The sequence below is a fragment of the Serratia sp. FS14 genome, from assembly GCF_000695995.1.
Lineage (GTDB): Bacteria > Pseudomonadota > Gammaproteobacteria > Enterobacterales > Enterobacteriaceae > Serratia > Serratia nematodiphila.
In genome coordinates this window covers 1,169,511-1,192,260 of the sequence record NZ_CP005927.1, presented here as the reverse complement: position 1 = coordinate 1,192,260, position 22,750 = coordinate 1,169,511, and the positions used below count along the sequence as shown (strand labels likewise).

General features: G+C 61.8%; 22 protein-coding genes. 7 read left to right on the top strand and 15 right to left on the bottom strand.

Annotation, left to right across the window (positions count from 1 at the left end; translation table 11 throughout):
• Positions 1–23: 23 nt before the first annotated feature.
• The 3 genes from glpC to glpA are packed head-to-tail and all read right to left on the bottom strand — an operon-like array spanning position 24 to position 4,127.
• Positions 24–1,223 carry an anaerobic glycerol-3-phosphate dehydrogenase subunit GlpC gene (gene glpC, locus L085_RS05465; RefSeq protein WP_044030261.1) on the bottom strand — a complete coding sequence of 400 codons (1,200 nt, stop codon included), beginning with the start codon at positions 1,221–1,223 and terminating at the stop codon, positions 24–26.
• A complete protein-coding gene (gene glpB, locus L085_RS05460; protein WP_044030260.1) occupies positions 1,220–2,488 on the bottom strand; it encodes a glycerol-3-phosphate dehydrogenase subunit GlpB in 1,269 nt (422 codons plus the stop codon). Before glpB ends, glpC begins: the two co-directional genes overlap by 4 nt.
• On the bottom strand, positions 2,478–4,127 hold the full coding sequence (glpA, locus tag L085_RS05455) for an anaerobic glycerol-3-phosphate dehydrogenase subunit A (protein ID WP_044030259.1): 1,650 nt from the start codon (positions 4,125–4,127) through the stop codon (positions 2,478–2,480). The genes glpB and glpA overlap by 11 nt, the downstream gene beginning before the upstream one ends.
• A gap of 364 nt (positions 4,128–4,491) precedes the next feature.
• Here glpA and glpT point away from each other — a divergent pair, with 364 nt between their 5' ends.
• Together glpT and glpQ are read left to right on the top strand one after the other, a co-directional pair.
• Positions 4,492–5,844 carry a glycerol-3-phosphate transporter gene (gene glpT / locus L085_RS05450; protein WP_015376273.1) on the top strand — a complete coding sequence of 451 codons (1,353 nt, stop codon included), beginning with the start codon at positions 4,492–4,494 and terminating at the stop codon, positions 5,842–5,844.
• Between the two features lie 82 nt (positions 5,845–5,926).
• Positions 5,927–7,006 (top strand): glycerophosphodiester phosphodiesterase, encoded by a 1,080-nt coding sequence (gene glpQ, locus L085_RS05445; RefSeq protein ID WP_004934292.1) that lies wholly within the window; start codon positions 5,927–5,929, stop codon positions 7,004–7,006.
• A 43-nt stretch (positions 7,007–7,049) separates the two neighbouring features.
• On the opposite strand, the gene yigL is transcribed toward glpQ, so the two are convergent.
• A complete protein-coding gene (yigL, locus tag L085_RS05440; RefSeq protein WP_004934290.1) occupies positions 7,050–7,847 on the bottom strand; it encodes a sugar/pyridoxal phosphate phosphatase YigL in 798 nt (265 codons plus the stop codon).
• A 4-nt stretch (positions 7,848–7,851) separates the two neighbouring features.
• Positions 7,852–8,895 carry a lysophospholipase L2 gene (pldB, locus tag L085_RS05435; RefSeq protein WP_015376271.1) on the bottom strand — a complete coding sequence of 348 codons (1,044 nt, stop codon included), beginning with the start codon at positions 8,893–8,895 and terminating at the stop codon, positions 7,852–7,854.
• A gap of 146 nt (positions 8,896–9,041) precedes the next feature.
• Between pldB and rhtB the strand changes: the two genes are divergently transcribed.
• A complete protein-coding gene (gene rhtB, locus L085_RS05430; protein ID WP_004934282.1) occupies positions 9,042–9,662 on the top strand; it encodes a homoserine/homoserine lactone efflux protein in 621 nt (206 codons plus the stop codon).
• A gap of 48 nt (positions 9,663–9,710) precedes the next feature.
• Here rhtB and rhtC read toward each other — a convergent pair whose 3' ends face one another.
• From rhtC to pldA, 3 genes are read right to left on the bottom strand one after another with little or no spacing between them, the layout of a single operon-like run.
• The gene (gene rhtC / locus L085_RS05425) at positions 9,711–10,322 is read right to left on the bottom strand and encodes a threonine export protein RhtC (RefSeq protein WP_044030257.1); all 612 of its coding nucleotides are present in this window, start codon (positions 10,320–10,322) and stop codon (positions 9,711–9,713) included.
• 12 nt (positions 10,323–10,334) lie between these two features.
• The gene (recQ, locus tag L085_RS05420) at positions 10,335–12,167 is read right to left on the bottom strand and encodes an ATP-dependent DNA helicase RecQ (RefSeq protein ID WP_044030255.1); all 1,833 of its coding nucleotides are present in this window, start codon (positions 12,165–12,167) and stop codon (positions 10,335–10,337) included.
• A 43-nt stretch (positions 12,168–12,210) separates the two neighbouring features.
• The gene (gene pldA / locus L085_RS05415) at positions 12,211–13,089 is read right to left on the bottom strand and encodes a phospholipase A (RefSeq protein WP_004934270.1); all 879 of its coding nucleotides are present in this window, start codon (positions 13,087–13,089) and stop codon (positions 12,211–12,213) included.
• 203 nt (positions 13,090–13,292) lie between these two features.
• On the opposite strand from pldA, the gene L085_RS05410 reads away from it, so the two are divergent.
• Both L085_RS05410 and rarD read left to right on the top strand, forming a co-directional pair.
• Positions 13,293–13,763 (top strand): thioesterase family protein, encoded by a 471-nt coding sequence (locus tag L085_RS05410; protein ID WP_004934267.1) that lies wholly within the window; start codon positions 13,293–13,295, stop codon positions 13,761–13,763.
• 66 nt (positions 13,764–13,829) lie between these two features.
• Entirely contained in the window at positions 13,830–14,717 is an 888-nt protein-coding gene (gene rarD / locus L085_RS05405) for an EamA family transporter RarD (protein ID WP_004934265.1), read from the top strand.
• A gap of 16 nt (positions 14,718–14,733) precedes the next feature.
• On the opposite strand, the gene corA is transcribed toward rarD, so the two are convergent.
• A complete protein-coding gene (corA, locus tag L085_RS05400; RefSeq protein ID WP_004934262.1) occupies positions 14,734–15,684 on the bottom strand; it encodes a magnesium/cobalt transporter CorA in 951 nt (316 codons plus the stop codon).
• A gap of 445 nt (positions 15,685–16,129) precedes the next feature.
• On the opposite strand from corA, the gene L085_RS05395 reads away from it, so the two are divergent.
• Complete coding sequence (locus L085_RS05395) at positions 16,130–16,603, top strand: WbuC family cupin fold metalloprotein (protein ID WP_004934257.1); 474 nt, start codon at positions 16,130–16,132, stop codon at positions 16,601–16,603.
• Between the two features lie 43 nt (positions 16,604–16,646).
• Here the strand turns inward: L085_RS05395 and uvrD are convergent, their stop codons facing one another.
• The 6 genes from uvrD to L085_RS05365 form a co-directional block, all read right to left on the bottom strand.
• Positions 16,647–18,809: a DNA helicase II gene (gene uvrD / locus L085_RS05390; RefSeq protein ID WP_015376268.1), complete on the bottom strand. Its 2,163-nt coding sequence runs from the start codon at positions 18,807–18,809 to the stop codon at positions 16,647–16,649.
• A gap of 78 nt (positions 18,810–18,887) precedes the next feature.
• Positions 18,888–19,604, bottom strand: coding sequence for a 5-amino-6-(5-phospho-D-ribitylamino)uracil phosphatase YigB (gene yigB, locus L085_RS05385; RefSeq protein ID WP_015376267.1), 717 nt, complete (start codon positions 19,602–19,604; stop codon positions 18,888–18,890).
• Positions 19,604–20,515: a tyrosine recombinase XerC gene (gene xerC / locus L085_RS05380; protein ID WP_021504817.1), complete on the bottom strand. Its 912-nt coding sequence runs from the start codon at positions 20,513–20,515 to the stop codon at positions 19,604–19,606. The genes yigB and xerC overlap by 1 nt, the downstream gene beginning before the upstream one ends.
• Positions 20,512–21,225 (bottom strand): DUF484 domain-containing protein, encoded by a 714-nt coding sequence (locus L085_RS05375; protein WP_004934247.1) that lies wholly within the window; start codon positions 21,223–21,225, stop codon positions 20,512–20,514. Before L085_RS05375 ends, xerC begins: the two co-directional genes overlap by 4 nt.
• On the bottom strand, positions 21,222–22,046 hold the full coding sequence (gene dapF / locus L085_RS05370) for a diaminopimelate epimerase (protein WP_015376265.1): 825 nt from the start codon (positions 22,044–22,046) through the stop codon (positions 21,222–21,224). The genes L085_RS05375 and dapF overlap by 4 nt, the downstream gene beginning before the upstream one ends.
• A 71-nt stretch (positions 22,047–22,117) precedes the next feature.
• The gene (locus L085_RS05365; protein ID WP_004934241.1) at positions 22,118–22,324 is read right to left on the bottom strand and encodes a lipoprotein; all 207 of its coding nucleotides are present in this window, start codon (positions 22,322–22,324) and stop codon (positions 22,118–22,120) included.
• A 78-nt stretch (positions 22,325–22,402) separates the two neighbouring features.
• On the opposite strand from L085_RS05365, the gene cyaY reads away from it, so the two are divergent.
• Complete coding sequence (gene cyaY, locus L085_RS05360; RefSeq protein WP_015376263.1) at positions 22,403–22,723, top strand: iron donor protein CyaY; 321 nt, start codon at positions 22,403–22,405, stop codon at positions 22,721–22,723.
• Positions 22,724–22,750: the final 27 nt, after the last annotated feature.

Here is a 22,750-nt window from a genome sequence, read left to right as displayed (position 1 = left end):
GCCGGCTTGCCGGCCCTTTCGCTTTATGCCAGCGCCTGCGCCAGCAGGGTGATCGGATGTTCGCAGCGTTTGCTGGTGGACATTTCTATCTGCCATTTGCAGGTCTCGCAGTCGGTCACCACCAGATCCACCCCGCTCTCTTCTATCTGCCGGAACAGCGGCGCGCCGATGCCCTGCGACGTGGCGTAGTTCTCCGATTTGAACCCGTAGGTGCCGGCGATGCCGCAGCACTGCGAATCCAGCACCACCAGCTCCAGCCCCGGTATCTGCCGCAGCAGCTCCAGGGTGTAGGCGGTCCAGCCCATCTTCTCCATATGGCAAGGCGTGTGATAAGCCACCCGCAGCGGCGTGCGCTTGAGCGGCAGGCTGCGCCCCTGATTGATCAGGCGATAGAGATAGCGCGTCGCCAGCTCCACCCGATCGCGCACCGCAGTGGTGTCTACGTCCAGCAGATGAGGGTATTCGTCACGCAGGGTGAAGGTGCAGCTCGATGAGGTCGCCACCACCGGAATGCCGCGATCCAGCACCGTTTCATGCAGCGATTCGGCATTGACCCTGGCCTGCTTTTTAGCCTGATCGATAAACCCGTTGGCGATCAGCGGCACGCCGCAGCATTTCTCACGTTTCAGCAGCTGCACGCCGATATCCAGCGCGTTGAACACCCGGACCAAATCCTTGCCCAGCTGCGGGTGGTTATAGTTGACGAAGCAACCGTGGAAGAACGCCACCTGCTCGGCGTAACGCTGCTGCGCCTGCGCCTGTTGCCGGTACCAGCGGCGGAAGGTGCCGAAGGAATATTTCGGCAGTTCGCGCCGGTGATCGATCTTCAGCGCCTTGTCCAGCAGCTTGCGCACCGGTTTCAGCCCGGTGGCGGCGTTGACGATCGGCGCGAACGGCGTCGACAGCGATCCCATGATATCGGTGTGGCTGAGGATGGCGTCACGCAGCGTCGGCTTGCTCTGGGCAAAGTCGGCGCGGGCGCGCTGAATGATGTCGCCGATTTTGACGTCGGACGGGCAGGCCACTTCACAACGCTTGCAGTTGGTGCAATATTTCAACGCCTCGTCGTACAGCGTCGGGTCTTTCAGCCGCAGCCGCTCGCCGTCCGGCCCCGCCTGTTTCGGCCCCGGGTAGAGCGGGTTCACTTTGGCGACCGGGCAGTAGGTGGTGCAGACGGTACATTTGATGCAGCTTTCAAAGCTGTGATCCTGATGCAGGCTCATGCGTTCTCCTCCGCGGCGATCTGCTGCGCAACGTGCAGCGCACCGATCAATGACACGCCGGCGCCGCAGCCCTGCTGCAGCGGATCGTAACCGCCGGCGACCGCACCGATGGCATACAGATTGTCGAACGGCATTCCCTGCTTCATCGCCCGCAGCCTGCCGTCGGTACGCACGCCAAACTGCAGATAAGGCTGTGGCGCGAACAGCTCGCGCCGGCTCCAGTCGGCGCGATCGGCGCGGCTGTGCACGTCCAGCCCGAAGATCGGCTCACGCACTTCATCGAAATCCGCCACCAGCCCGTTGCTGAAGAAGCTGCCGCTGGCCAGCACCACCTGCTGCGCCCGCAGCGGAATATCGCCGTGGTTGCGGGTATACAGGCCGGTGACGCGGCCGGCTTCACACTCGGCGCGCAGCACGCTGTCGCCCGGCATGAAAACGCCGCCCAGCTGTTGGAAACGCCGCCGCAACGCCTGGTGCAAGCGCATGCCGGGCACCGAAGGCGGCAACGTCGGCAGCAGTCGGATCGGCTTGCCGACCGCATCCTGCAACACCGCCAGCGACGCGTCGTCCTCCAGGCCCAGACAGGCCGGCAGGAAGAGCGCCTCGGCCTCGCCCGCCAGCCGCCGCAGCTCTTCAGCCAACGGCGGCAGGCTTTCCATCAAATCCAGTACCCGGGCGATGTTCACCGCGCGGAACTCGCTGGGGTTATTGCGCAATCTGTCCAGCGCCGGCATGTGCAGATAGGCCACGTACGTCTGCACGCCGAGCTCGCGGCTTAAGGCGTCGGCGGCCATCTGCGGTTGGAAGTCGAGGAACCCTTCGATGCCGATCACCGCAATGCGCCGCCAGGGCAGTTGGCCGGTCAGCGGCAGCGTCGGGATCGCCTGCGGGCTGAGCCAGGTGGCGCGGCGCGTGCCGAGCGGCGTGATGCGCAGATGGTTGTTCACCCCCTCGCCCTGCAGATTCAGCCCGCAGCGTTCCAGCAGCCGCTGCGCGGCGGCGGACAGCGCCGCCACCCGGCCGGGGCCAATCAGAGAATACGGATGCTGCGGCGCCTGTTGCGCCAGCTGCGGCAGCGCCGCCAGTGGCATCTCGACCGGCGTGCCGTCCGGCAATCTCGCCAGCAGATCGAGCGAGCCGGAGGAGAAGTAGAGCGCGCTCTGGCCGGAACTGACCACCGCACAGCGTTTGCCCTGTTCGGCCACGGCAATGGCGCAGCTCAGGCCCGCCAGGCCGCCGCCAATCACCACTACGTCAAATCGCATCATCCGCCTCCTGCTCTTTGTCTGCCTGGGCCTCAAGCCCGCATAATCCCTGGTAAACCCAACTGGTAAATTCACTCTCGCGCAGCGCATCGCCCCAGGCGATCGGCCGCACGCCTTTCCAGCGTTCGTTGAGGAACTGCGACAGCTGCGCGATGGATTGCTGCGGCGTGCTGACCTTGAAGCGCGTCAGCAGTCCGGCGGCGCGGCAGGCGCAGAGTTCGCCCTGGCAGGTGCCCATGCCGACGCGGGTGCGGCGGCGCAGATCCACCAGGTTATTGACGGTCAGCGAATTGACCGCATAGCGCACTTCCCCGGCGGTCACCGCCTCGCACTCGCACACCAGGCTGGTGTCGAGCCGATCGGCCGCCGGCACCTGGCTGGCGCGATCGCCGTGCCGGTAAATCGCCGAGCCGCGAATGCTGGCGGGCAGAGAAACCACGCTGCGCACCGTTTCCTCCGCCGACTGACGGGATCCGGGCAACGCGTCCTGCGCGGTGGTGCACGGGCGGTTTACCCCGAGCTTTTCGCACACCTTGTCGGTGGCCCACTCCGCCATCAGGCGGTAGGTCATCAGCTTGCCGCCGGTGATGGTGATAAACCCTTCCAGCCCGTCGCGGGCGGCGTGATCGAGCAGCACGATGCCGCGGCTGACATTGCGCCCGCTGGGATCGTCGTCGCTGGCCACCAGCGGCCGCACCCCGGCATAGGCGCGCAGAATGCGGGTCTGCGCCAGGGTGGGCGCCAGCAGCGCCCCCTCGCGGATCAGAATGTCCACCTCCTGCGGGGTCACCAGCATGTTGTCAATTTGGTCGTAGTCGATATGGGTCGAGGTGGTGCCGATCAGCGAGATGGTGTCGCCCGGCACCAGGATGTCGGCGTCCGCCGGTTTGCGGCAGCGGTTGATCACCATGTTGTTGATGCGGTGACCGAGGATCAGCAGCGCTCCCTTGGCCGGGAACATGCGGATACGCAAATCGGCGTATTCGGCGATCTGCTGGCCCCAGATGCCGGCAGCGTTGACCACCACCGGTGCGTGCAGCTCATAGCGCCGCTGATTCTGATGGTCGTAAACGCGCACGCCCGTCACCCGGTCGCCGCTGCGCAACAATCCGACCACCTGGTAGTAAGTCAGGATCTGCGCGCCGTGTTCGCGCGCATCCAGCATGTTGGCGGCGGTCAGCCGGAAAGGATCGACGGTGCCGTCCGGCACCCGCACCGCGCCAATCAGCGCCGGATTAGCCGCCGGCTCCAGCCGCAGCGCCAGCTGCGGGTCGATCGCTTCGGCGTCGATGTCGGCCTGGCGACAGGCGGCGATAAACTGTTGCTGATACTCCAGCGAGTCCTGCGGCAGGGTGATGAACAGCCCATCGGTGCGCTCGATACAGTGATGCGCGATGCGTTTCAGGATGCGGTTCTCTTCGATGCACTCGCGCGCCGACTCCCCGTCGGTCACCGCATAGCGCGCGCCGCTGTGCAGCAAGCCGTGGTTGCGGCCGGTGGCGCCGGTGGCGATGTCGTGACGCTCCAGCAAAATGCAGCGCAAGCCGCGCCGCGCACAATCGCGGGCAATGCCTGCGCCGGTGGCGCCGCCGCCGATGATGATCACATCCGTTTCGCCGCCGTCAAAATAGCTGCTCATGTCGCTCCCTCAGGATCGGTAGTTATGAGCCTATTGAGCCACGGTTATTAGGGTCTTTGTTTGATAAGGAACAAGAACGAACATAAAACGAAATAAAAATGTCCACAAAAAACCATCAATGTGATCATAATCACGATTTTTGGACGTTTTTCTATTTCATAACGTTAACGAATCGCTCAAAATCCGCCGTGGTTTCATGAAAGTGTAACAATTGCGCCATTCGTCACAGCGACACCAGGCGTATTTGTCGACAATGGCGCTCGTTATGGAACACAAAAACACCACATTCGATATCCGCTCAATCATCAAATGAACGTAAAAGGTCATATTGATGTGATAACAGATAAAGCCATCGGAGGCGCTCATGTTGAGTATTTTTAAGCCGGCCGCACACATCGCCCGTGTGCCGAGCGATAAGGTAGACCCGCTCTACCGTAAGCTGCGCTGGCAAATTTTCCTGGGGATCTTCTTCGGTTACGCCGCTTACTATCTGGTGCGTAAGAACTTCACCCTGGCCATGCCTTACCTGATCGAACAAGGCTTCAGCCGCGGCGACCTCGGCTTCGCGCTGTCGGGCATCTCCATCGCCTACGGCTTCTCCAAATTCATCATGGGTTCGGTCTCCGACCGTTCCAACCCGCGAGTGTTCCTGCCTGCCGGCCTGATCCTGGCGGCGGCGGTGATGTTGTTCATGGGCTTCGTGCCGTGGGCCACCTCCAGCATCGCGGTGATGTTCGTTCTGCTGTTCCTGTGCGGCTGGTTCCAGGGCATGGGTTGGCCGCCGTGCGGCCGTACCATGGTGCACTGGTGGTCGCAGAAAGAACGCGGCGGCATCGTTTCCATCTGGAACTGCGCCCACAACGTGGGTGGCGGCCTGCCGCCGCTGCTGTTCCTGCTGGGTATGGCCTGGTTCAACGACTGGCACGCGGCGCTGTACATGCCGGCCTTCGGCGCCATCCTGGTGGCCCTGATCGCCTTCGCCCTGATGCGCGACACCCCGCAATCCTGCGGCCTGCCGCCGATTGAAGAGTACAAAAACGACTATCCGGACGACTACAGCGAAAAAGACGAAGAAGAGCTGACCGCCAAGCAGATCTTCATGCAGTACATCCTGCCGAACAAGCTGCTGTGGTACATCGCGGTCGCCAACGTGTTCGTCTACCTGCTGCGTTACGGCATTCTGGACTGGTCGCCGACCTACCTGAAAGAAGTGAAGCACTTCGCGCTGGACAAGTCTTCCTGGGCCTACTTCCTGTATGAATACGCCGGTATCCCGGGCACTCTGCTGTGCGGCTGGATGTCGGACAAAGTGTTCAAAGGTAACCGCGGCGCCACCGGCGTGTTCTTCATGACGCTGGTGACCATCGCCACCGTGGTGTTCTGGATGAACCCGGCCGGCAACCCGACCGTGGACATGATCTGTATGCTGGTCATCGGCTTCCTGATCTACGGCCCGGTGATGCTGATCGGCCTGCACGCGCTGGAGCTGGCGCCGAAGAAAGCCGCCGGCACCGCCGCGGGCTTCACCGGCCTGTTCGGCTACCTGGGCGGCTCGGTCGCGGCCAGCGCCATCGTCGGTTACACCGTGGACTTCTTCGGTTGGGACGGCGGCTTCATGGTGATGATCGGCGGCAGCATCGCAGCGGTCATCCTGCTGCTGCTGACCATGCTGAACGAGAAGAAACACCACGCGGAAATCGCCGCCAAGCGCGGTTAAGCGTCACACGACTTTTGCATGATTTAAAGGCCGCCCTGCGGCCTTTTTACTACCCTGCCCCCAACAACACGGAGAAAACGGAATGCGGACTCAAGTCAAAGCCCTGCTGACAGGGATCATTCTCGCCACCTCGATGGTCAGCGCCGCGCAGGCGGCGGACAAAGTGGTCATCGCCCACCGCGGCGCCAGCGGCTACCTGCCGGAACACACCCTGCCGGCGAAGGCGATGGCCTACGCGCAGGGCGCCGATTATCTCGAACAAGATCTGGTGATGACCAAGGACAACGAGCTGGTGGTGCTGCACGACCATTACCTCGATCGCGTCACCGACGTCGCCGAACGCTTCCCGGACCGCGCGCGTAAAGACGGCCGTTATTACGCCATCGACTTTACGCTGGCGGAGATCAAATCGCTGAAGTTCACCGAAGGCTTTGAAATCGAAAACGGCAAGAAGGTGCAGGGCTACCCTGGCCGCTTCCCGATGGGCAAATCCGACTTCCGCGTGCACACCTTCCAGGAAGAGATCGAGTTCGTGCAGGGTCTGAACCATTCGACCGGCAAGAACATCGGCATCTACCCTGAAATCAAGGCGCCGTGGTTCCACAAACAGGAAGGCAAAGACATCTCCAGTAAAGTGCTGGCGGTGCTCAAGCAGTACGGCTACACCGGCAAAAACGACAACGTCTACCTGCAGTGCTTCGACGCCAACGAGCTCAAGCGCATCAAGAACGAGCTGGAGCCGAAGCTGGGCATGGATCTGAAGCTGGTGCAGCTGATCGCCTACAACGACTGGCAGGAAACCTACGAGCAGAAAGCCGATGGCAAGTGGGTGGAATACGACTACGACTGGATGTTCAAACCGGGCGCGATGAAGAAAATCGCTCAGTATGCCGACGGCATCGGGCCGGACTACCACATGCTGGTGGTGGCGGAAAAATCCAAGCCGGGCCACATCGTGCTGACCGACATGGTGAAAGAAGCGCACGCCAGCAAGCTGGCGGTGCATCCGTTCACCATCCGCGCCGATGCGCTGCCGAAGTACGTGACCGACGTGAACCAGCTGTATGACGTGATTTACAACCAGGCCGGCGTCGACGGCGTGTTCACCGACTTCCCGGACAAGGGCGTGCAGTTCCTGCAGAAGCAGGGCCAGCACAAGTAATGCCAAGGGCGCCGCGAGGCGCCCTTATTATTTAATGGTTATTTCAGAGGAACATCTTGCGCAGGTAGTGCGGCACCGCGTTATCGACGTTGGAGCCGATCACTTCCAGCTCCGGCAGCATGTCCTTCAGGCGCTGATGCGCGTCGCGCATGATGCAGCCCTTGCCGGCCATCGACAACATCTCCAGATCGTTCATGCCGTCGCCGAAGGCGATGCACTCTTGCAGCGTATAGCCGATGATCTTGGCCACTTCTTCCAGCGCATGCCCTTTCGACACGCCGCCCGCCATCACTTCCAGGCAGGTCGGGAACGAGAAGCTGACGTTGACCCGATCGCCCCAGCGCGCGTTGATGGCGTCTTCCACCTGCAGCAACCGCTCGTGATCTTCACAGGTGAAGTAAACCTTGCAGACGCCGTCGGTTTCCAGCAGGCCCGGCTCAAACAGCTGATATTTGAACACCGACTCCTGGAAGAACTCTTCCTGCTCCGGGCTTTCGCGGTTGGTAAACCAATCGTCGTTACGGTAGACGTTGGTGGTGATATCCGGATCGTCGTGCAGCATGCCGTACAGATCGCGGGCGATATCTCCGTCCAGGTTGTGGCTGAAAATCAATTCGCCGGCGGTGTTGTGCACCCGTGCGCCGTTGGAGGTGATCATAAAGGCGCTGATCTCCAGGCTGTCGCGGATCTGCGCCACGTCGATATGGTGGCGGCCGGTGGCGAACACGAAATGCACGCCGCGCTGAGTCAGCAACTTCAGCGTTTCTTTAGCGTACGGCGACAGGGTATGGTCGGGAGACAGCAGCGTGCCATCTAAATCGGAAGCGACGACGTGATACATAGCGTTATGTTCTAACCTCTGATGGAGTTGTCGGCGGCAGCGCGCCGCCTAAGTGTTGAGCAAAGAAGCGCAGAATTGCGTTCAGTGCTTCGGCGCGCAGCGCGTCCCGCTCGAACAGGATCTCATGGCGTGCGCCGTTGATAACCCACGGGAGCCCCCCTTCGCAAGGGCGCCCCGCGTCTGACAGAGCCTGACAAAAAGCCTGGTGCGAACGGTTGTCGACTACCCGTTCTTCACCGGCCTGCAAAAGCAACAGCGGCGTGGTGATCTTCCCGGCCTGCGCGATAATCTGCCGGCCGGCGCGGATGCTCTCCCGCACCCAATGGTAGGTCGGCCCGCCCACCTGCAGCTCGGGGTAATCGGCATAATAACGCAGGCTGCGCCGGTAACGCTCGCGGCTATGGGTCAACACGTTGACCACATAGGGCAACGGACGCCACTGGCCGGTGCCCACCGCGTAATAGTCGCGGATCGCCGGGCGGGTCTCCGCCCAGTCGAGAATGCGATCGGCCAGCCAACCCGGCATCGGCAACCGGATGCCGAACATCGGCGCGCAAAACGCCGCCGCGTCGAACGCCTGCGGCCGGCGCTGCAGGAACTGCGCCAGGATCGCGCCGCCCATCGAATGCGCCAGCGCGAAGCGCTGCCGATAACCGTGCGATTCGACCTCGCGCAGCCACAGCTGTTCGAAATCATCCACGTAGTCGGCGAAGTTTACCACATGACCGCGGTGCGTATCCGCCAGTAAACGCCCGGAGCGCCCCTGGCCGCGATGATCAACGATCACCACGTCGTAGCCGCAGTGGAACAGATCGTAGGCCACCTCGGGGTATTTCACGTAGCTTTCGATGCGGCCGGGGCTGACCACCACCACTCGCTGATGCCGCGCAGAACTGAAGCGCACAAAGCGGATCGGCACGCCGTCCACGCCGCTGAATTCGCCTTCTTCGCGCTGCCGCCAGAAATCCAACAGCGGCCCGGTGGCGAAGGCAGCGAACTGCGTTTCACGCGTTAACCAGTCATCGGAGCTGAGAGTGAACGAGGTCATCGAGAGCGTTTTCCCTTGGGGCCGGCGGAAAATGTGACCGCTGGCACAAGAAATCATACTAGCGTATTGTGATTCAATTCTGACAAAAACGGCGCCGCCTCGGCGCATTGTGGCACAAAACGACACTTTCAGGGAGCCGAAGCACCATGACCTTGGACTGGTGGTTAACCTATCTGCTGACCACGCTTATCCTGAGCCTTTCCCCCGGCTCAGGCGCCATCAATACCATGAGCACCGGCATCAGCCACGGCTATCGCGGCGCCGCCGCCTCGATAGCCGGGCTGCAGGTCGGGCTGAGCGCGCACATCGTGCTGGTGGGCATCGGTCTCGGCGCGCTGATATCGCAATCGCTGCTGGCGTTCGAACTGTTGAAATGGTTGGGCGCCGCCTACCTGGTGTGGCTCGGCATCCAGCAGTGGCGCGCCGCCGGCGCGCTGGATCTGCATGCGCTGGCGGGCAGCATGCCGCGCCGCCGTCTGTTCCGCCGCGCGGTGCTGGTCAACCTGACCAACCCGAAAAGCATCGTGTTTCTCGCCGCGCTGTTCCCGCAGTTCATCTTGCCCAATCAGCCGCAGGCCGAGCAGTATCTGGTGCTCGGCGTCACCACCGTGGTGGTGGATATTCTGGTGATGATCGGTTACGCCACTTTGGCGACGCGCATCGCCGGCTGGCTGAGAACGCCGCGCCAGATGCAGTTGCTCAACCGACTGTTCGGTTCGCTGTTCATTCTGGTGGCGGGGCTGCTGGCGACTGCCCGCAAAGCCTGACAAAAAAGGCCGGGCATCGCTGCTCGGCCTTGGGCATGTCACCGCCGATCAGCGGGTAAAGATCAGGTGTAACCCGAAGCCGGTGAACAGCACGCCCGCCACCCCGTCGGTCCACTTGGCCAACCGCTGATAACCGCGGCGCATCGCCGGCAGCGCGAACACCACCGCCACCAGGCTGAACCAGACAAAGGTCTCGGCGACGATCAGCAAGAACAGCCCCCAGCGCGCTCCGGCGCCGACGCTGTCGCCGACGAACAGCGAGAACACGCTGCCGAAATAGATCACCGCTTTCGGGTTGGACAGATTGGTCAGGAAGCCGCGAATAAAGCTGCGCCCGGCCTTGGGCAACGCCACCTGGGCCTCCGCTGCCGGCTGCGCCCGCGCGGAACGCAGCAGTTGCCACCCCATCCAGCACAGGTACATCCCGCCGCCGACCATGATGATCTGATGCAGCCAGGCCATCTTCTGCAGGATCAGGTGCAGCCCCATCAACGCCACGCCGGCCCACACCACGATGCCGAGCGAAATGCCGACCACGCCCATCATCGCCTCGCGGCGCGAACGGCTGGCGGCGGTTTGCGACACAAAAAAGAAGTCCGGCCCCGGGCTCATCAGCGCAATCAGATGCACCAGCGCCACGGTGAGAAACAGCATTAGCATGATTTATCGCCCTCAGTCTTCGTCATTGTCGAGATGGTCGCGGATCATCGCCATAAAGGGCGCGCCGAAACGCTCCAGTTTGCGCTGGCCGACGCCGTTGACGCTCAGCAGATCGCCGGCCTTGATCGGCATCTGTTCGGCCATTTCCAGCAGCGTGGCGTCGTTGAACACCACGTAGGGAGGAATGTTTTCTTCGTCGGCGATCGACTTGCGCAGTTTGCGCAGCTTGGCGAACAGCTTGCGATCGTAATTGCCGCCGTAGGATTTCTGGTTGGCGCTGCTGCGCGACTTCAGGCTCTGAATGCGCGGCACCGCCAGCTGCAGCGCCACCTCGCCGCGCAACACCGGGCGCGCCGCCTCGGTCAATTGCAGCGCCGAGTGCATGGCGATGTTCTGGGTGATAAAACCCAGGTGGATCAGCTGACGCAGCACGCTGGTCCAGTGTTCGGTGGTCTGATCGCGGCCGATGCCGTACACCGGCAGCTTGTCGTGGCCATATTCGCGGATACGCTGGTTGTTGGAGCCGCGCAGCACTTCCACGATGTACCCGAGGCCAAAGCGCTGGCCGACGCGATACACGCAGGACAGCGCCTTGCGCGCGTCCTCCAACCCGTCGTAACGCTTGGGCGGATCGAGGCAGATATCGCAGTTGCCGCAGTTCTCGTGCTTGCCTTCGCCAAAGTAGTTGAGCAGCACCAGGCGGCGGCAGGTTTGCGCCTCGGCGAACGCCCCCATGGCATTCAGCTTGTGGCGCTCGATGTCCAGCTGTTGCCCGGCGGTTTTCTCCTCCAGGCAGCGGCGCAGCCAGGCCATATCGGCCGGATCGTACAGCAGGATGGCTTCGGCCGGCAGGCCGTCGCGCCCGGCGCGGCCGGTCTCCTGATAATAGGATTCGATATTGCGCGGGATGTCGAAATGCACCACGAAACGCACGTTGGGTTTGTTGATGCCCATGCCGAAGGCGACGGTGGCCACCACCACCTGCAGATCGTCACGCTGGAACGCTTCCTGCACCTGGGCGCGGCGATCGTTGTCCAGCCCGGCGTGATAAGCGCCGACGCTCAGCCCGCGGCTTTGCAGGCGCGCGGCGGTGTCTTCCACCTTGGCGCGGCTGTTGCAATAGATAATGCCGCTCTTGCCGCGCTGATCCTGCACGAAGCGCCACAGCTGATCGAGCGGTTTGAATTTTTCCACCAGCGTGTAGCGGATGTTCGGCCGGTCGAAGCTGCTGACCTGCACCAGCGGGTCCTGCAGCGACAGCAGGCGCACGATATCGCCGCGGGTGGCCTCGTCGGCGGTGGCGGTCAGCGCGATCACCGGCATCGACGGGAAGCGCTGTTTCAGCTGACCCAGCGCGCGATATTCCGGCCGGAAGTCATGGCCCCACTGCGAAATACAGTGCGCCTCATCCACCGCCAGCATCGCCGGCGGACAGTGATCGAGCAGGCTGAGGAAGCTTTCCATCATCAGCCGCTCCGGCGCGATGTACAGCATCTTGATGGTACCGTTGCGGCAGCCGGCCATAACGTCCAGCTGCTCCTCGCGGGTTTGCGTCGAGTTGTAGCAGGCGGCGGAAACGCCGTAGGCCAACAGTTGGTCGACCTGGTCCTTCATCAGCGAGATCAACGGGGAAACGACCAGCGTCAGGCCGTCCATCACCAGCGCCGGGATTTGGTAACACAGCGACTTGCCGCCGCCGGTCGGCATCACCACCAGGCAATCCTGCCCGCCGATCGCGGCGTTGATAATCGTTTGTTGGCCCGGGCGGAATTGCTGGTAGCCAAAGGTATCGCGCAATACCTGCTCGGCCAGCAACTCTCTGTTAATCACTGCTGCGGTTGACACACACTTCCCCATTTTTTCATCGGTACACACCCATCGGGTATGATTACATAATATCGTTCAGCATGACACCAACGCCCACCCGTGTCTGCCGGAAGTTGTAGTCGATCAGCGATTCGCCGTAGCCGCTGAACACCTGGGTATAGAAACGCACGTTGCGGGTGATTGGGTAACTCCAGCCCAGTTCCGCGCCGCCGTAGCCGCTGTTCCAGTTGTAGTGGCTGTCGACGCTGAACACACTGTCGCCCCAGGCGTAACCGACCTTCAACCGGTAGTATCCCATGTATTTGGTGATGTCCGGGTTGTCGTCGTTGCTCGAGCTCTCCGAGAAGCGGAACCAGGGCTTGAGATCCACCTGCCAGTTGCCATTTTGCGCCATCAGCCGCGCATAGCCGCGATTCCAGCTGCGCGACGTCGGATCCGAGCGGCCGTTAGACTGATGGTTAACGCCGATTTCCACATCGCGCAGCGTCCAGCCGGCAAAGCGGTAATCGGTCGCCCACCCCACGAACAGCTGCGGCTCGTAGTTGGTCTCGCGGAACGGCGAAGACTCGCCGCGGTTGGACAATTGCCACCAGGAGCGCTGAGTATAAGACGCGCCGAGCACCGAGTTGTCACCGGCAATGCCCCGCCACAGCGGAAACGCCAGGCTAAGCTGGTATTTCACCTCGTCCTTGCGCGCCTTGTCGGCCCAGTTGTACGTCTTGATGGCTTCTTTGTTGATATCGCTGGTGTCGGTGTACAGCAGGTAATTGGGATCGTAAGGATACAGCGTGAATGGATTATCGTGCTCCTGCAGCAGGTTGGCGATAATGCTGCCGCGCACCGCCGGCTTATCGTGAATCTGCTGCTCTTTGGCTTCCTCAGCCAATGCCAGCGCCGGCATCAGCAGCGTGGCGGAAACGATCCCTGACAAAATGCGCATAACCTCTCCTTACTCCAACGAAAAAGGGCAAGCCCGGAAAAAATCAGGCCATTTTACACACAAAGGAGGATTTACCGCAGCGCGGTCCGGTTTTATTGGAATAGTCTGGAAAGCAACAAAGGTTAAGCATAAAATCAACATTCCATTAACCTGGACTGACCAGTTAGCTCCCTTAAAACGCAAAAGAAAAACGGAACCCCGCTATGTCGACCACTGCTCTGACCCTGGAAGCCGCCCGCCGCAAGATCGGCGAAATCTTTGTCTACCACATGCCGTTCAACCGCGAGCTTGGCCTGGAGCTGCGCCGCTTCGACGATGACTACGTCGAGCTGAGCTTCACCAACCAGCGCAAGCTGGTGGGCAACGCCGCGCAGGAAATTCTGCATGGCGGCGTGATCGCCGCGGTGCTCGACGTCGCCGCCGGGCTGGCCTGCGCCGGCGGCGTGCTGACGCGCATGGAACCGCTGATCGAAGAGGAGATCGCCGCCAAACTGTCGCGCATGGGCACCATCGATCTGCGCGTCGACTATCTGCGCCCCGGCCGCGGCGAACACTTCGTCGCCTCCGCCAGCGTGCTGCGCAGCGGCAACAAAGTCGCCGTCGCGCGCGTAGAACTGCATAACCACGACGGCCTGCATATCGCCACCGCTACCGCCACCTATCTGGTCGGCTGATGATTGTGTGCGGTGAGCGACTTCAGTACACTCACCGCATCTTACGTTCCCCACCAGAGTGACGTCATGGACGCAAAGCAAACGCGTCAGGGCATTTTCTTCGCCCTGGCCGCCTATTTTATGTGGGGCATCGCCCCGGCCTATTTCAAACTGATCCAGCAAGTATCCGCGGACGAGATCCTCACCCACCGGATCATCTGGTCGTTTTTCTTCATGCTGGCGCTGATCACGCTGGGCCGCAACTGGCCGAAAGTGCGCGCCGCCTGCCAAAACCGCAAACGGCTGCTGTTGCTGGCGGTCACCGCGCTGTTGATCGGCGGCAACTGGCTGCTGTTCATCTGGGCGGTGAACAATCACCATATGCTGGAAGCCAGCCTGGGCTACTTCATCAACCCGCTGGTTAACGTGCTGTTGGGGATGCTGTTTCTCGGCGAACGTTTCCGCCGCATGCAGTGGGTGGCGGTGGCGCTGGCGTTCACCGGGGTGCTGGTGCAGCTCTGGCAGTTCGGCTCATTGCCGATCATCGGTCTGGGCCTGGCGTTCAGCTTCGCCTTCTACGGCCTGCTGCGCAAGAAAATCGCCATCGACGCGCAGACCGGCATGCTGATTGAAACGCTGTGGCTGCTGCCGGTGGCGGCGGGCTACCTGTTCCTGTTCGCCGACAGCCCCACCAGCCACCTGAGCGCCAACCCGTGGTCGCTGAATCTGCTGCTGGTCGCCGCCGGTATCGTCACCACCGTGCCGCTGCTGTGCTTCACCGCGGCGGCTACCCGGCTGCGCCTGTCGACGCTCGGTTTCTTCCAGTATCTCGGCCCGACGCTGATGTTCCTGCTGGCGGTCACCTTCTACGGCGAGACCGTCGGCCAGGACAAGCTGGTGACCTTCGGCTTTATCTGGGCGGCGCTGATCCTGTTCACCCTCGACGCGCTCTATACCCAGCGCAAGCTGCGCTGAGCCCGGCGCCGCCGAGTTACAGCCAGTTCTTGCGCTTGAAGTACAGGTAAGGGGCCAGGCCCGCCAGGATCATCAAGGTGATGGCGCCCGGGTAGCCGAACGACCATTTCAGTTCCGGCATGAATTCAAAGTTCATGCCGTAGCTGGAGGCCACCAGCGTAGGCGGCAGGAACACCACCGACACCACCGAGAAGATCTTGATGATGCGGTTTTGTTCGATGTTGATGAAGCCCATCGCCGCCTGCATCAGGAAGTTCACCTTCTGGAACAGCGATTCGTTGTGCGGCAGCAGGGATTCGATATCGCGCAGCACTTCACGCGCCTGCTCCAGCTGGCCGGTCGGCAAACGCGCCTTGCGCACCAGGAAGTTGAGCGCGCGCTGGGTATCCATCAGACACAAACGCACCTTCCAGCCGATATCTTCCAGCTCCGCCAGCGTCGACAGCGCGGCGTCGTATTCGTCGCCCTGATGCCCTTCCATGATCACCCGGCTAAGCTGTTCCAGATCGCTGTAGATGTTCTCTATCTCATCCGCCAGCTGTTCAATCTTGGTTTCGAACAAATCCAGCAGCAGTTCGTAGGCGTTGCCTTCGAGCATGGTCTGGTTGCGGGCGCGCATGCGGTACAGGCGAAACGCCGGCAGTTCACGCTCACGCAGGGTATACAGGCGACCGTCGCGGATGGTGAAGGCCACCGTGGAGTTGCCGGCGTGATCTTCCGCATCTTCAAAGTAGAAGAAGGAGTGGATATGCAGACCGTCTTCGTCTTCGAAGAAACGGGCGGAGGCTTCGATGTCGTCCAGTTCGGGACGCGTCGCCAGGCTTTGTCCCAGCTCATTCTGCACGCGCTCACGCTCGCCCTCTTCCGGCTCGACCAGATCAACCCACAGCGATGACGTGAGATCATCCGAGTCGTCCAGTTCCAGACGGGACAAGCGGCGGTTATCTAATTTAAAAGCGCTCAGCATGTGCCAAAACTCCGTGAAGGTAACGGGTGCGGACAACGCGTTGAAGCACAGAAACAGAGGGGATGCGTATCACCGATTTGTTTCAGACCATGAAGAGATCTGACTCATAGCGACGCTTTGCGGGGTCGCCGACAACCACGAAGGCTATCAGCAAAAACGGAGAGCCTTAGAAGTTATACCTGCGGCGCAGGTCAGTGAGCCAGTATCTACTGGGTGTGTCCAAGGCGTCTGTCCTCAATGATAATAGTGCGCGCATGTTACGCCGAGAAGAAAAAGCCTGTCAACACGTTAGGCGGGATAATTGCGCAACAAATCATCACGATGATCAATGGCAGAAATGGCGCTTAAACCGTACTGAAAAAGTCGCGGCGATCGCTTACCACCTCCCAGAATGTTGCTAAGATGACATCACCCTAATGGTACGACAAGCATGCGGATTTAAACGATGAAACAGATTACCGCCCATGAACTGACCGCGATGAGCGAACAGGCCGCCAGCGTGGCCCGCCTGCGCGCGCACCGCACCTTACACGAAGAGCTGAGCGACCCGGTGCAACGCCTGGCGATCGCCATGGAACCCGGCACCTATATCCGCCCGCACCGCCACCCGCAAACCTGGGAGCTGCTGACGCCGCTGCGCGGCCGTTTCGTCGTGTTACAGTTCAACGATGACGGCGTCGTGACGCAGCGCACCCTGCTCGGCGAAGAAACCAAAGTGCTGGAGATGCCGGCCTTTACCTGGCATGCGGTGCTGTCGGTCGATGCCGGCGGCGTGGTGTTCGAAGTGAAGCAGGGACCGTATCAGGCGCTGACCGAAGAAGACTGCATGCCGTGGGCGCCGCAGGAAGGCGGCGAAGGTACCGAAGCAGTGATGCGCTGGTACGCCACCGCACAGGTCGGCGACCGCTACCCTCACTGATGATGAACGATTGCAGGGGCTTGCCCCTGCAACGCCTCTCTCGTTAGACCGTTTCCAAACGCGCGTAGGCCGCCACCAGCCATTTGATGCCTTCACCCGGGAAGGCGATCTGCAGCCGGCTGTGCTCGCCGCTGCCCTCCAGATTGACGATGGTGCCTTCGCCAAACTTGGGATGGCGCACGCGCTGGCCCAGCTTATAGCCGGTATCGTTCTCGCTGATCGGCGTGCCCATGCGGCGGTGATTGACCGGGCGCGATACACTGGCACGCAGGCGCACTTCTTCCACGCACTCCTCCGGCAGTTCGCCGATAAAGCGCGACGGCCGATGGTAAACCTCTTTGCCGTACAGACGGCGCGTTTCGGCATAGGTCAGCGTCAGCTTCTGCATGGCGCGCGTTACGCCCACATAGGCCAGACGGCGCTCCTCCTCCAGACGGCCGCCTTCATCCAGCGACATCTGGCTCGGGAACATGCCCTCTTCCATGCCGACGATAAACACCAGCGGGAACTCCAGCCCCTTGGCCGAGTGCAGAGTCATCAGCTGCACCGCGTCCTGATAGGCGTCGGCCTGGCCTTCGCCCGCTTCCAGCGCCGCATGCGACAGGAACGCCTGCAGCGGCATCAGATCCTGATCTTCGTCCTGATAGCTGAACTGGCGCGTCGCCGTCACCAGTTCCTCGAGGTTTTCGATACGCGCCTGCCCCTTCTCGCCCTTCTCCTGTTCATACATGATGAACAGCCCGGAGTCGCGGATCACCCGGTCGGTCTGCACATGCAGCGGCATGTCGGCGGTTTCATGCGCCAGCGATTCCACCAGTTCGATGAAACGCTGCAGCGCCGACGCGGCGCGGCCGGCCAACACCTTGTCCTGCATCAGCTCGCGCGTCGCCTGCCACAGCGTCAGCTGGCGATCGCGCGCCGCCTGGCGCACCACGTCGAGGGTGCGATCGCCGATGCCGCGCGTCGGGGTATTGACCACGCGCTCGAAGGCTGCGTCGTCGTTGCGGTTGGAAATGAGGCGCAGGTAAGCCAGCGCATCCTTGATTTCCTGGCGTTCGAAGAAGCGCTGGCCGCCGTAGATGCGGTACGGCATCGCCGTCTGCAACAGCGCCTCTTCCAGCACCCGCGACTGGGCGTTGCTGCGGTACAGGATGGCGCAGTCGTTCAGCGCGCCGCCGTTGTCTTGCCAGGTCTTGATGCGGTTGACCACGAAGCGCGCTTCGTCGAGTTCGTTGAAGGCGCAGTAGAGGGATATCGGCTCGCCTTCACCGCCTTCGGTCCACAGGTTTTTGCCCATGCGCCCGTCGTTGTTGGCGATCAGGGTGTTGGCCGCTTTCAGAATGTTGCTGGTGGAACGGTAGTTCTGCTCCAGACGGATGGTTTCCGCGCCGGGGAAATCCTTCAGGAAACGCTGGATGTTTTCCACCTGCGCGCCGCGCCAACCGTAGATTGACTGGTCATCGTCGCCGACGATCATCACGCTGCTGTTGCCGCCCGCCAGCAGGCGGATCCAGGCGTACTGGATGCTGTTGGTATCCTGGAATTCATCCACCAGCACGTTGGTGAAACGCTCGCGGTAGTGATTGAGGATATGCGGCTTGTTCAGCCACAGCTCGTGCGCGCGCAGCAGCAGCTCGGCGAAATCCACCAGCCCCGCGCGATCGCAGGCTTCCTGATAGGCCTGGTAAATGCGCAGCCAGGTGGCCTCCACCGGGTTGTTGTAGGTTTCGACGTGCTGCGGGCGCAGGCCCTCGTCTTTCTTGCCGTTGATGTACCACATCGCCTGACGCGGCGGCCACTGCTTCTCGTCGACGTTCAGCGCCTTGATGATGCGCTTGAGCAGCCGCAGCTGGTCGTCGCTGTCGAGGATCTGGAAATCCTGCGGCAGGTTGGCCTCCAGGTGATGGGCGCGCAACAGACGATGCGCCAGGCCGTGGAAGGTGCCGATCCACATGCCGCCCTGGCTGGTGCCGATCAGATGTTCGATTCGGTGACGCATTTCCGCCGCCGCCTTGTTGGTGAAGGTCACCGCCATGATCGAATACGGCGAGCAGTTCTCCACCGACAGCAGCCAGGCGATGCGATGCACCAGCACCCGCGTCTTGCCGCTGCCCGCTCCGGCCAGAACCAACAGGTTGCTGCGCGGCGCCGCCACGGCTTCACGTTGTTTTTCATTCAGGCTGTCGAGCAGATCGGAGACGTCCATAGGCACCACTAATGGTTAAGGGAAAACCCGCCGGTGACGGGTTTTTCACTGGAAATTTATACAGAGTTCTGGCAGGGATTATAACAATGCTGTCAGCGATGCCAACTGCGAAATCTCAATATGCGGCAGCAGGCGGCTGTCGGCGGCCTGCATCAGGCAGCGTTGCCGATCGTTGATCCAACAGGCCTGCAGCCCCGCGCGCAGCGCGCCGGCGACGTCGGTAGTCAGATCGTCGCCCACGTGCAGGATCTGCCCGGGCGCCACGCCCAGCCGTTCGACGGCCAGGTGATACATGTCCTGATACGGCTTGGCGCGCCCGTCCGGCCCGGATCGCAACACGAACTGGAAGTAACCGTCCAGGCCGCACTGCGCCGGATCGGCGTTGCCGTTGGTGATCGCCACCAGCGGGTAGCGCGCGGCCAGCGCCTTCAGCGTGGCGTGGGTCGCTTCCGGCACTTCGATGCGGCTGCGCCACAGCGCGAAGTTTTGCATCGCCGCATCGGCTCCGATCGCGGCTTCGGCGTCGCGCAGCCCCTGCCGGCTCAGCGCCAGATGAATGGCGCGCCAGCGCCACTGGGTGACGTCGTGGTAGATCTCCGGATCCTGCTCACGCAGCTCCTGGCGCAGACGGTGGAAATCCGCCGACTGGAAGCTGTTCAGGCCGGGATGGTAGCTCTGCAGGAAGGCCACCGACTGCTGCTCGGTTTGCCGGATCACCGGACGGTTGTCATACAGCGTGTCGTCCAGATCGAAAGTCAGCGCCGCCAGCGGGCGCAGCGGGCGATAAAAATGCATCAGGATTTCCCCCGTTTGGCGCGCGGATGCGCGGCATCGTACACGTTCGCCAGATGTTGAAAGTCGAGGTGGGTATAAATTTGCGTGGTGGTCAGGTTGGCGTGGCCGAGCAGTTCCTGCACCGCGCGCAGGTCGCCGCTGGACTCCAGCATGTGGGTAGCAAAGGAGTGACGCAGTTTGTGCGGGTGAATGTGGCTGTTGACGCCCTGTTTCACGCCCCATTCGGCGAAGCGCTTTTGCACGTTGCGCGTCGAGATGCGTCGCCCCTGATTGGACAGAAACATCGCATCATCCTGCGGCCCAAACAGATCGCGCATCGCCAGCCAGTGTTCCAGCCAGGTGACGGCGGTGCGTCCGATCGGCAGTTTACGCTCTTTGCTGCCTTTCCCCATCACCCACACCTCGCCGGCCGCCATATCGACATGGCGGCAATCCAGCCCCACCAGCTCGGAAAGACGCAGGCCGGCGCCGTACATCACCTCCAGCATGGCGCGATCGCGCACCGCCAGCGGATCGTTGAGATCGATCTCCAGCAGTTGGTTCATTTCATCGACGTCGATATTTTTCGGCAGATGGCGACCGCTGCGCGGCGTGCGGATGCCTTTGGCCGGGTTGGCGTGCAGCACGCCCTGGCTGACCAGCCAGTCGAGGAAACTGCGCAACGAAGAGAGCCGCAGCGCCAGGCTGGCGGACTGCAGGCCGGCGCGTTTGCTGCGCGCCGCCAGCATGCGCACCCGGGCGGCGTCCAGCGCCGCCCAGTCGGTGACGCCGATCTCCTGCGCCAGGCGCATCAGCGCCGCCAGCTGGCGCGAATAGCTGAGCTGCGTCAGCGGGCTGAGTTGCCGTTCTACCTTGAGATAACGCAGAAAAGCGTCCACCGGCTGCTGCAGGCTGGGCGCAATCGGCGTCATGCGCGTTCGATCCAGCGTTCCAGCAGTTCCGGCAGCATGCGCGCCAGTTGATTGAGCATTACCGTGCCCATGCCCTGCTGATAATGTTGCGTATCGCGGCTGCTGAAGATCACCATGCCCAGCTCGCCATCGTCGCCCAGCATCGACAGCGCTACCGAACCAATCTGGCCGATCTGTTTGGCCTGCGGCAACAGCAGCAGCAGTTCGGGGCCGTTCAGGCCGCCGAGGTAGTGTTGTTCGCTGCCCAGCCGCTGGATGCGGAACGGCTCGAACGCCGAACGCGTCAGCGCCAGATGGGTGAAATCGGAAGGCGCGCCGATATTCCAGCGCTCGGCGAACAGACGCACCGTGGCGCCGGCCAAACCGAAGCCGCGCGCCCAGCGCTGCAGCCGGTTGAGCATGTCCTGCAAGCTGTCGGCGGTGGCCAGATCGGCCTGCAGGTGCAGCAGCCTGGCGAACAACCCTTCGTTGGCGCTGGCCTGCTCCATCAGCAGCGTGATCTCTTCTTCCAGCCGTTCGATATGATTGCGCTGGCGGGCCAGATGCCATTCCACCAGCGAAACGGTGCCGCGCACCGGGTGAGGCACACGCATCTGCTCAACCTGGCGCGCGTTGCGAATAAAGAAATCCGGGTTCTGCAGCAGATACTGCATCACGGTGTCGTCATCCAGCGCCAGGCCGGCGACGCTCTGTTCTTCTACGCTTTTCATAGATGAATAAATCCGTCATAGACATGGGTTGCCGGACCGGTCATAAACAGCGGGTTGCCCGGCCCCTTCCAGCGAATATGCAGGCTGCCGCCCGGCAGCTCTACATGCACTTCTTCTGACAGCAATTCCTGTTGGATCCCCACCGCCACCGCCGCACAGGCGCCGCTGCCGCAGGCCTGCGTTTCACCGGCGCCGCGCTCATAAACGCGCAGCTTGATATGATCGCGGCTGACCACCTGCATAAAGCCGATGTTGGCCCGTTCCGGGAAGCGTTCATGCCCTTCCAGCACCGGCCCGAGCAGCTCCACCTTGGCGGTGTTTACGTCGTCCACCTGCAAAACACAATGCGGGTTGCCCATCGACACCACGCCGCACAACACGGTATGTTCCGCCGCGCGCATGATGTAGGTCTTTTCAGCCTTGGCGGCGCGGAACGGCACCGCCTGCGGGTCGAAATTCGGCTCACCCATGTTGACGCACACCAGATCGTCGTCGGTGACGCTGAGTACCATGCGCCCGGTTTGGGTGCTGACGCGGATGTCGCGTTTGTTGGTCAGCCCTTTCAGCCGTACGAAGCGCGCGAAGCAACGCGCGCCGTTGCCGCACTGCGCCACTTCGCTGCCGTCGGCGTTAAAAATTCGGTAGTGAAAATCCAGTTCGGGATCGTAAGGCGGTTCTACCACCAGCATCTGGTCAAAGCCGACGCCCAGGTGCCGATCGGCCAGCCGGCGGATCAGCTCAGGTGAAAAATAGACATTCTGTGTAACGGCATCGACCACCATAAAGTCGTTGCCCAGACCGTGCATTTTGGAGAACTGCATATCATACTCCGCTATCTGGACGCGCTATCCGTCTTGATTTTACGGCGGCGCTCGCCACCGCAAACAGGGTGTTACTGGTCAACCATCGACGGTTTTTGCTGAGAGCCAGACTGCTCCTGCTGGTTCTTTTGCACCTGATCGCCCGTTTGCACCGGCGGCTTGGCCGGTTTTTGGCTGGCGGGGTCGGCAGGCGGGAAGTAAAGCGGGCCTTTCAGACCACAGCCGGCGAGGCCGGTAACCAGAACTGCCATCAGCGCATAGCGTAGTTGTTTTTTCATTTGCATTAATGCCTGTAATTCATGCGTCCAAGGTCTCTATAATCGCAGGTGGATCATGAAAAGCAATAGGAATTGAATATGAACGACAGCGAGTTTCACCAGTTGGCCGACCAGCTGATGCTGAATATTGAAGAGACACTGGACGATTTTGACGGCGATGCGGACATCGATTACGAAACCAATGGCGGCGTGATGACGCTGAGCTTCGAAAACGGCACCAAAATTGTCATCAACCGCCAGGAGCCGCTGCACCAGGTGTGGCTCGCCACCAAGGCCGGCGGTTACCACTTCAACTACCGCGACGGCGTCTGGTTATGCGATCGCAGCGGGCAGCCGTTTTACCAACTGCTCAGCGAAGCGGCCAGCGCGCAGGCCGGTGAGGAACTGCGTTTTTCCTGAGGCAATGCGGGGCTCGGCCACCGAGCC

Coding starts and splice junctions, on each gene's coding strand:
- glpC (WP_044030261.1), bottom strand. CDS start 1,223: ATGAGCCTGCATCAGGATCACAGCTTTGAAAGCTGCATCAAATGTACC.
- glpB (WP_044030260.1), bottom strand. CDS start 2,488: ATGCGATTTGACGTAGTGGTGATTGGCGGCGGCCTGGCGGGCCTGAGC.
- glpA (WP_044030259.1), bottom strand. CDS start 4,127: ATGAGCAGCTATTTTGACGGCGGCGAAACGGATGTGATCATCATCGGC.
- glpT (WP_015376273.1), top strand. CDS start 4,492: ATGTTGAGTATTTTTAAGCCGGCCGCACACATCGCCCGTGTGCCGAGC.
- glpQ (WP_004934292.1), top strand. CDS start 5,927: ATGCGGACTCAAGTCAAAGCCCTGCTGACAGGGATCATTCTCGCCACC.
- yigL (WP_004934290.1), bottom strand. CDS start 7,847: ATGTATCACGTCGTCGCTTCCGATTTAGATGGCACGCTGCTGTCTCCC.
- pldB (WP_015376271.1), bottom strand. CDS start 8,895: ATGACCTCGTTCACTCTCAGCTCCGATGACTGGTTAACGCGTGAAACG.
- rhtB (WP_004934282.1), top strand. CDS start 9,042: ATGACCTTGGACTGGTGGTTAACCTATCTGCTGACCACGCTTATCCTG.
- rhtC (WP_044030257.1), bottom strand. CDS start 10,322: ATGCTAATGCTGTTTCTCACCGTGGCGCTGGTGCATCTGATTGCGCTG.
- pldA (WP_004934270.1), bottom strand. CDS start 13,089: ATGCGCATTTTGTCAGGGATCGTTTCCGCCACGCTGCTGATGCCGGCG.
- L085_RS05410 (WP_004934267.1), top strand. CDS start 13,293: ATGTCGACCACTGCTCTGACCCTGGAAGCCGCCCGCCGCAAGATCGGC.
- rarD (WP_004934265.1), top strand. CDS start 13,830: ATGGACGCAAAGCAAACGCGTCAGGGCATTTTCTTCGCCCTGGCCGCC.
- corA (WP_004934262.1), bottom strand. CDS start 15,684: ATGCTGAGCGCTTTTAAATTAGATAACCGCCGCTTGTCCCGTCTGGAA.
- L085_RS05395 (WP_004934257.1), top strand. CDS start 16,130: ATGAAACAGATTACCGCCCATGAACTGACCGCGATGAGCGAACAGGCC.
- uvrD (WP_015376268.1), bottom strand. CDS start 18,809: ATGGACGTCTCCGATCTGCTCGACAGCCTGAATGAAAAACAACGTGAA.
- yigB (WP_015376267.1), bottom strand. CDS start 19,604: ATGCATTTTTATCGCCCGCTGCGCCCGCTGGCGGCGCTGACTTTCGAT.
- xerC (WP_021504817.1), bottom strand. CDS start 20,515: ATGACGCCGATTGCGCCCAGCCTGCAGCAGCCGGTGGACGCTTTTCTG.
- L085_RS05375 (WP_004934247.1), bottom strand. CDS start 21,225: ATGAAAAGCGTAGAAGAACAGAGCGTCGCCGGCCTGGCGCTGGATGAC.
- dapF (WP_015376265.1), bottom strand. CDS start 22,046: ATGCAGTTCTCCAAAATGCACGGTCTGGGCAACGACTTTATGGTGGTC.
- L085_RS05365 (WP_004934241.1), bottom strand. CDS start 22,324: ATGAAAAAACAACTACGCTATGCGCTGATGGCAGTTCTGGTTACCGGC.
- cyaY (WP_015376263.1), top strand. CDS start 22,403: ATGAACGACAGCGAGTTTCACCAGTTGGCCGACCAGCTGATGCTGAAT.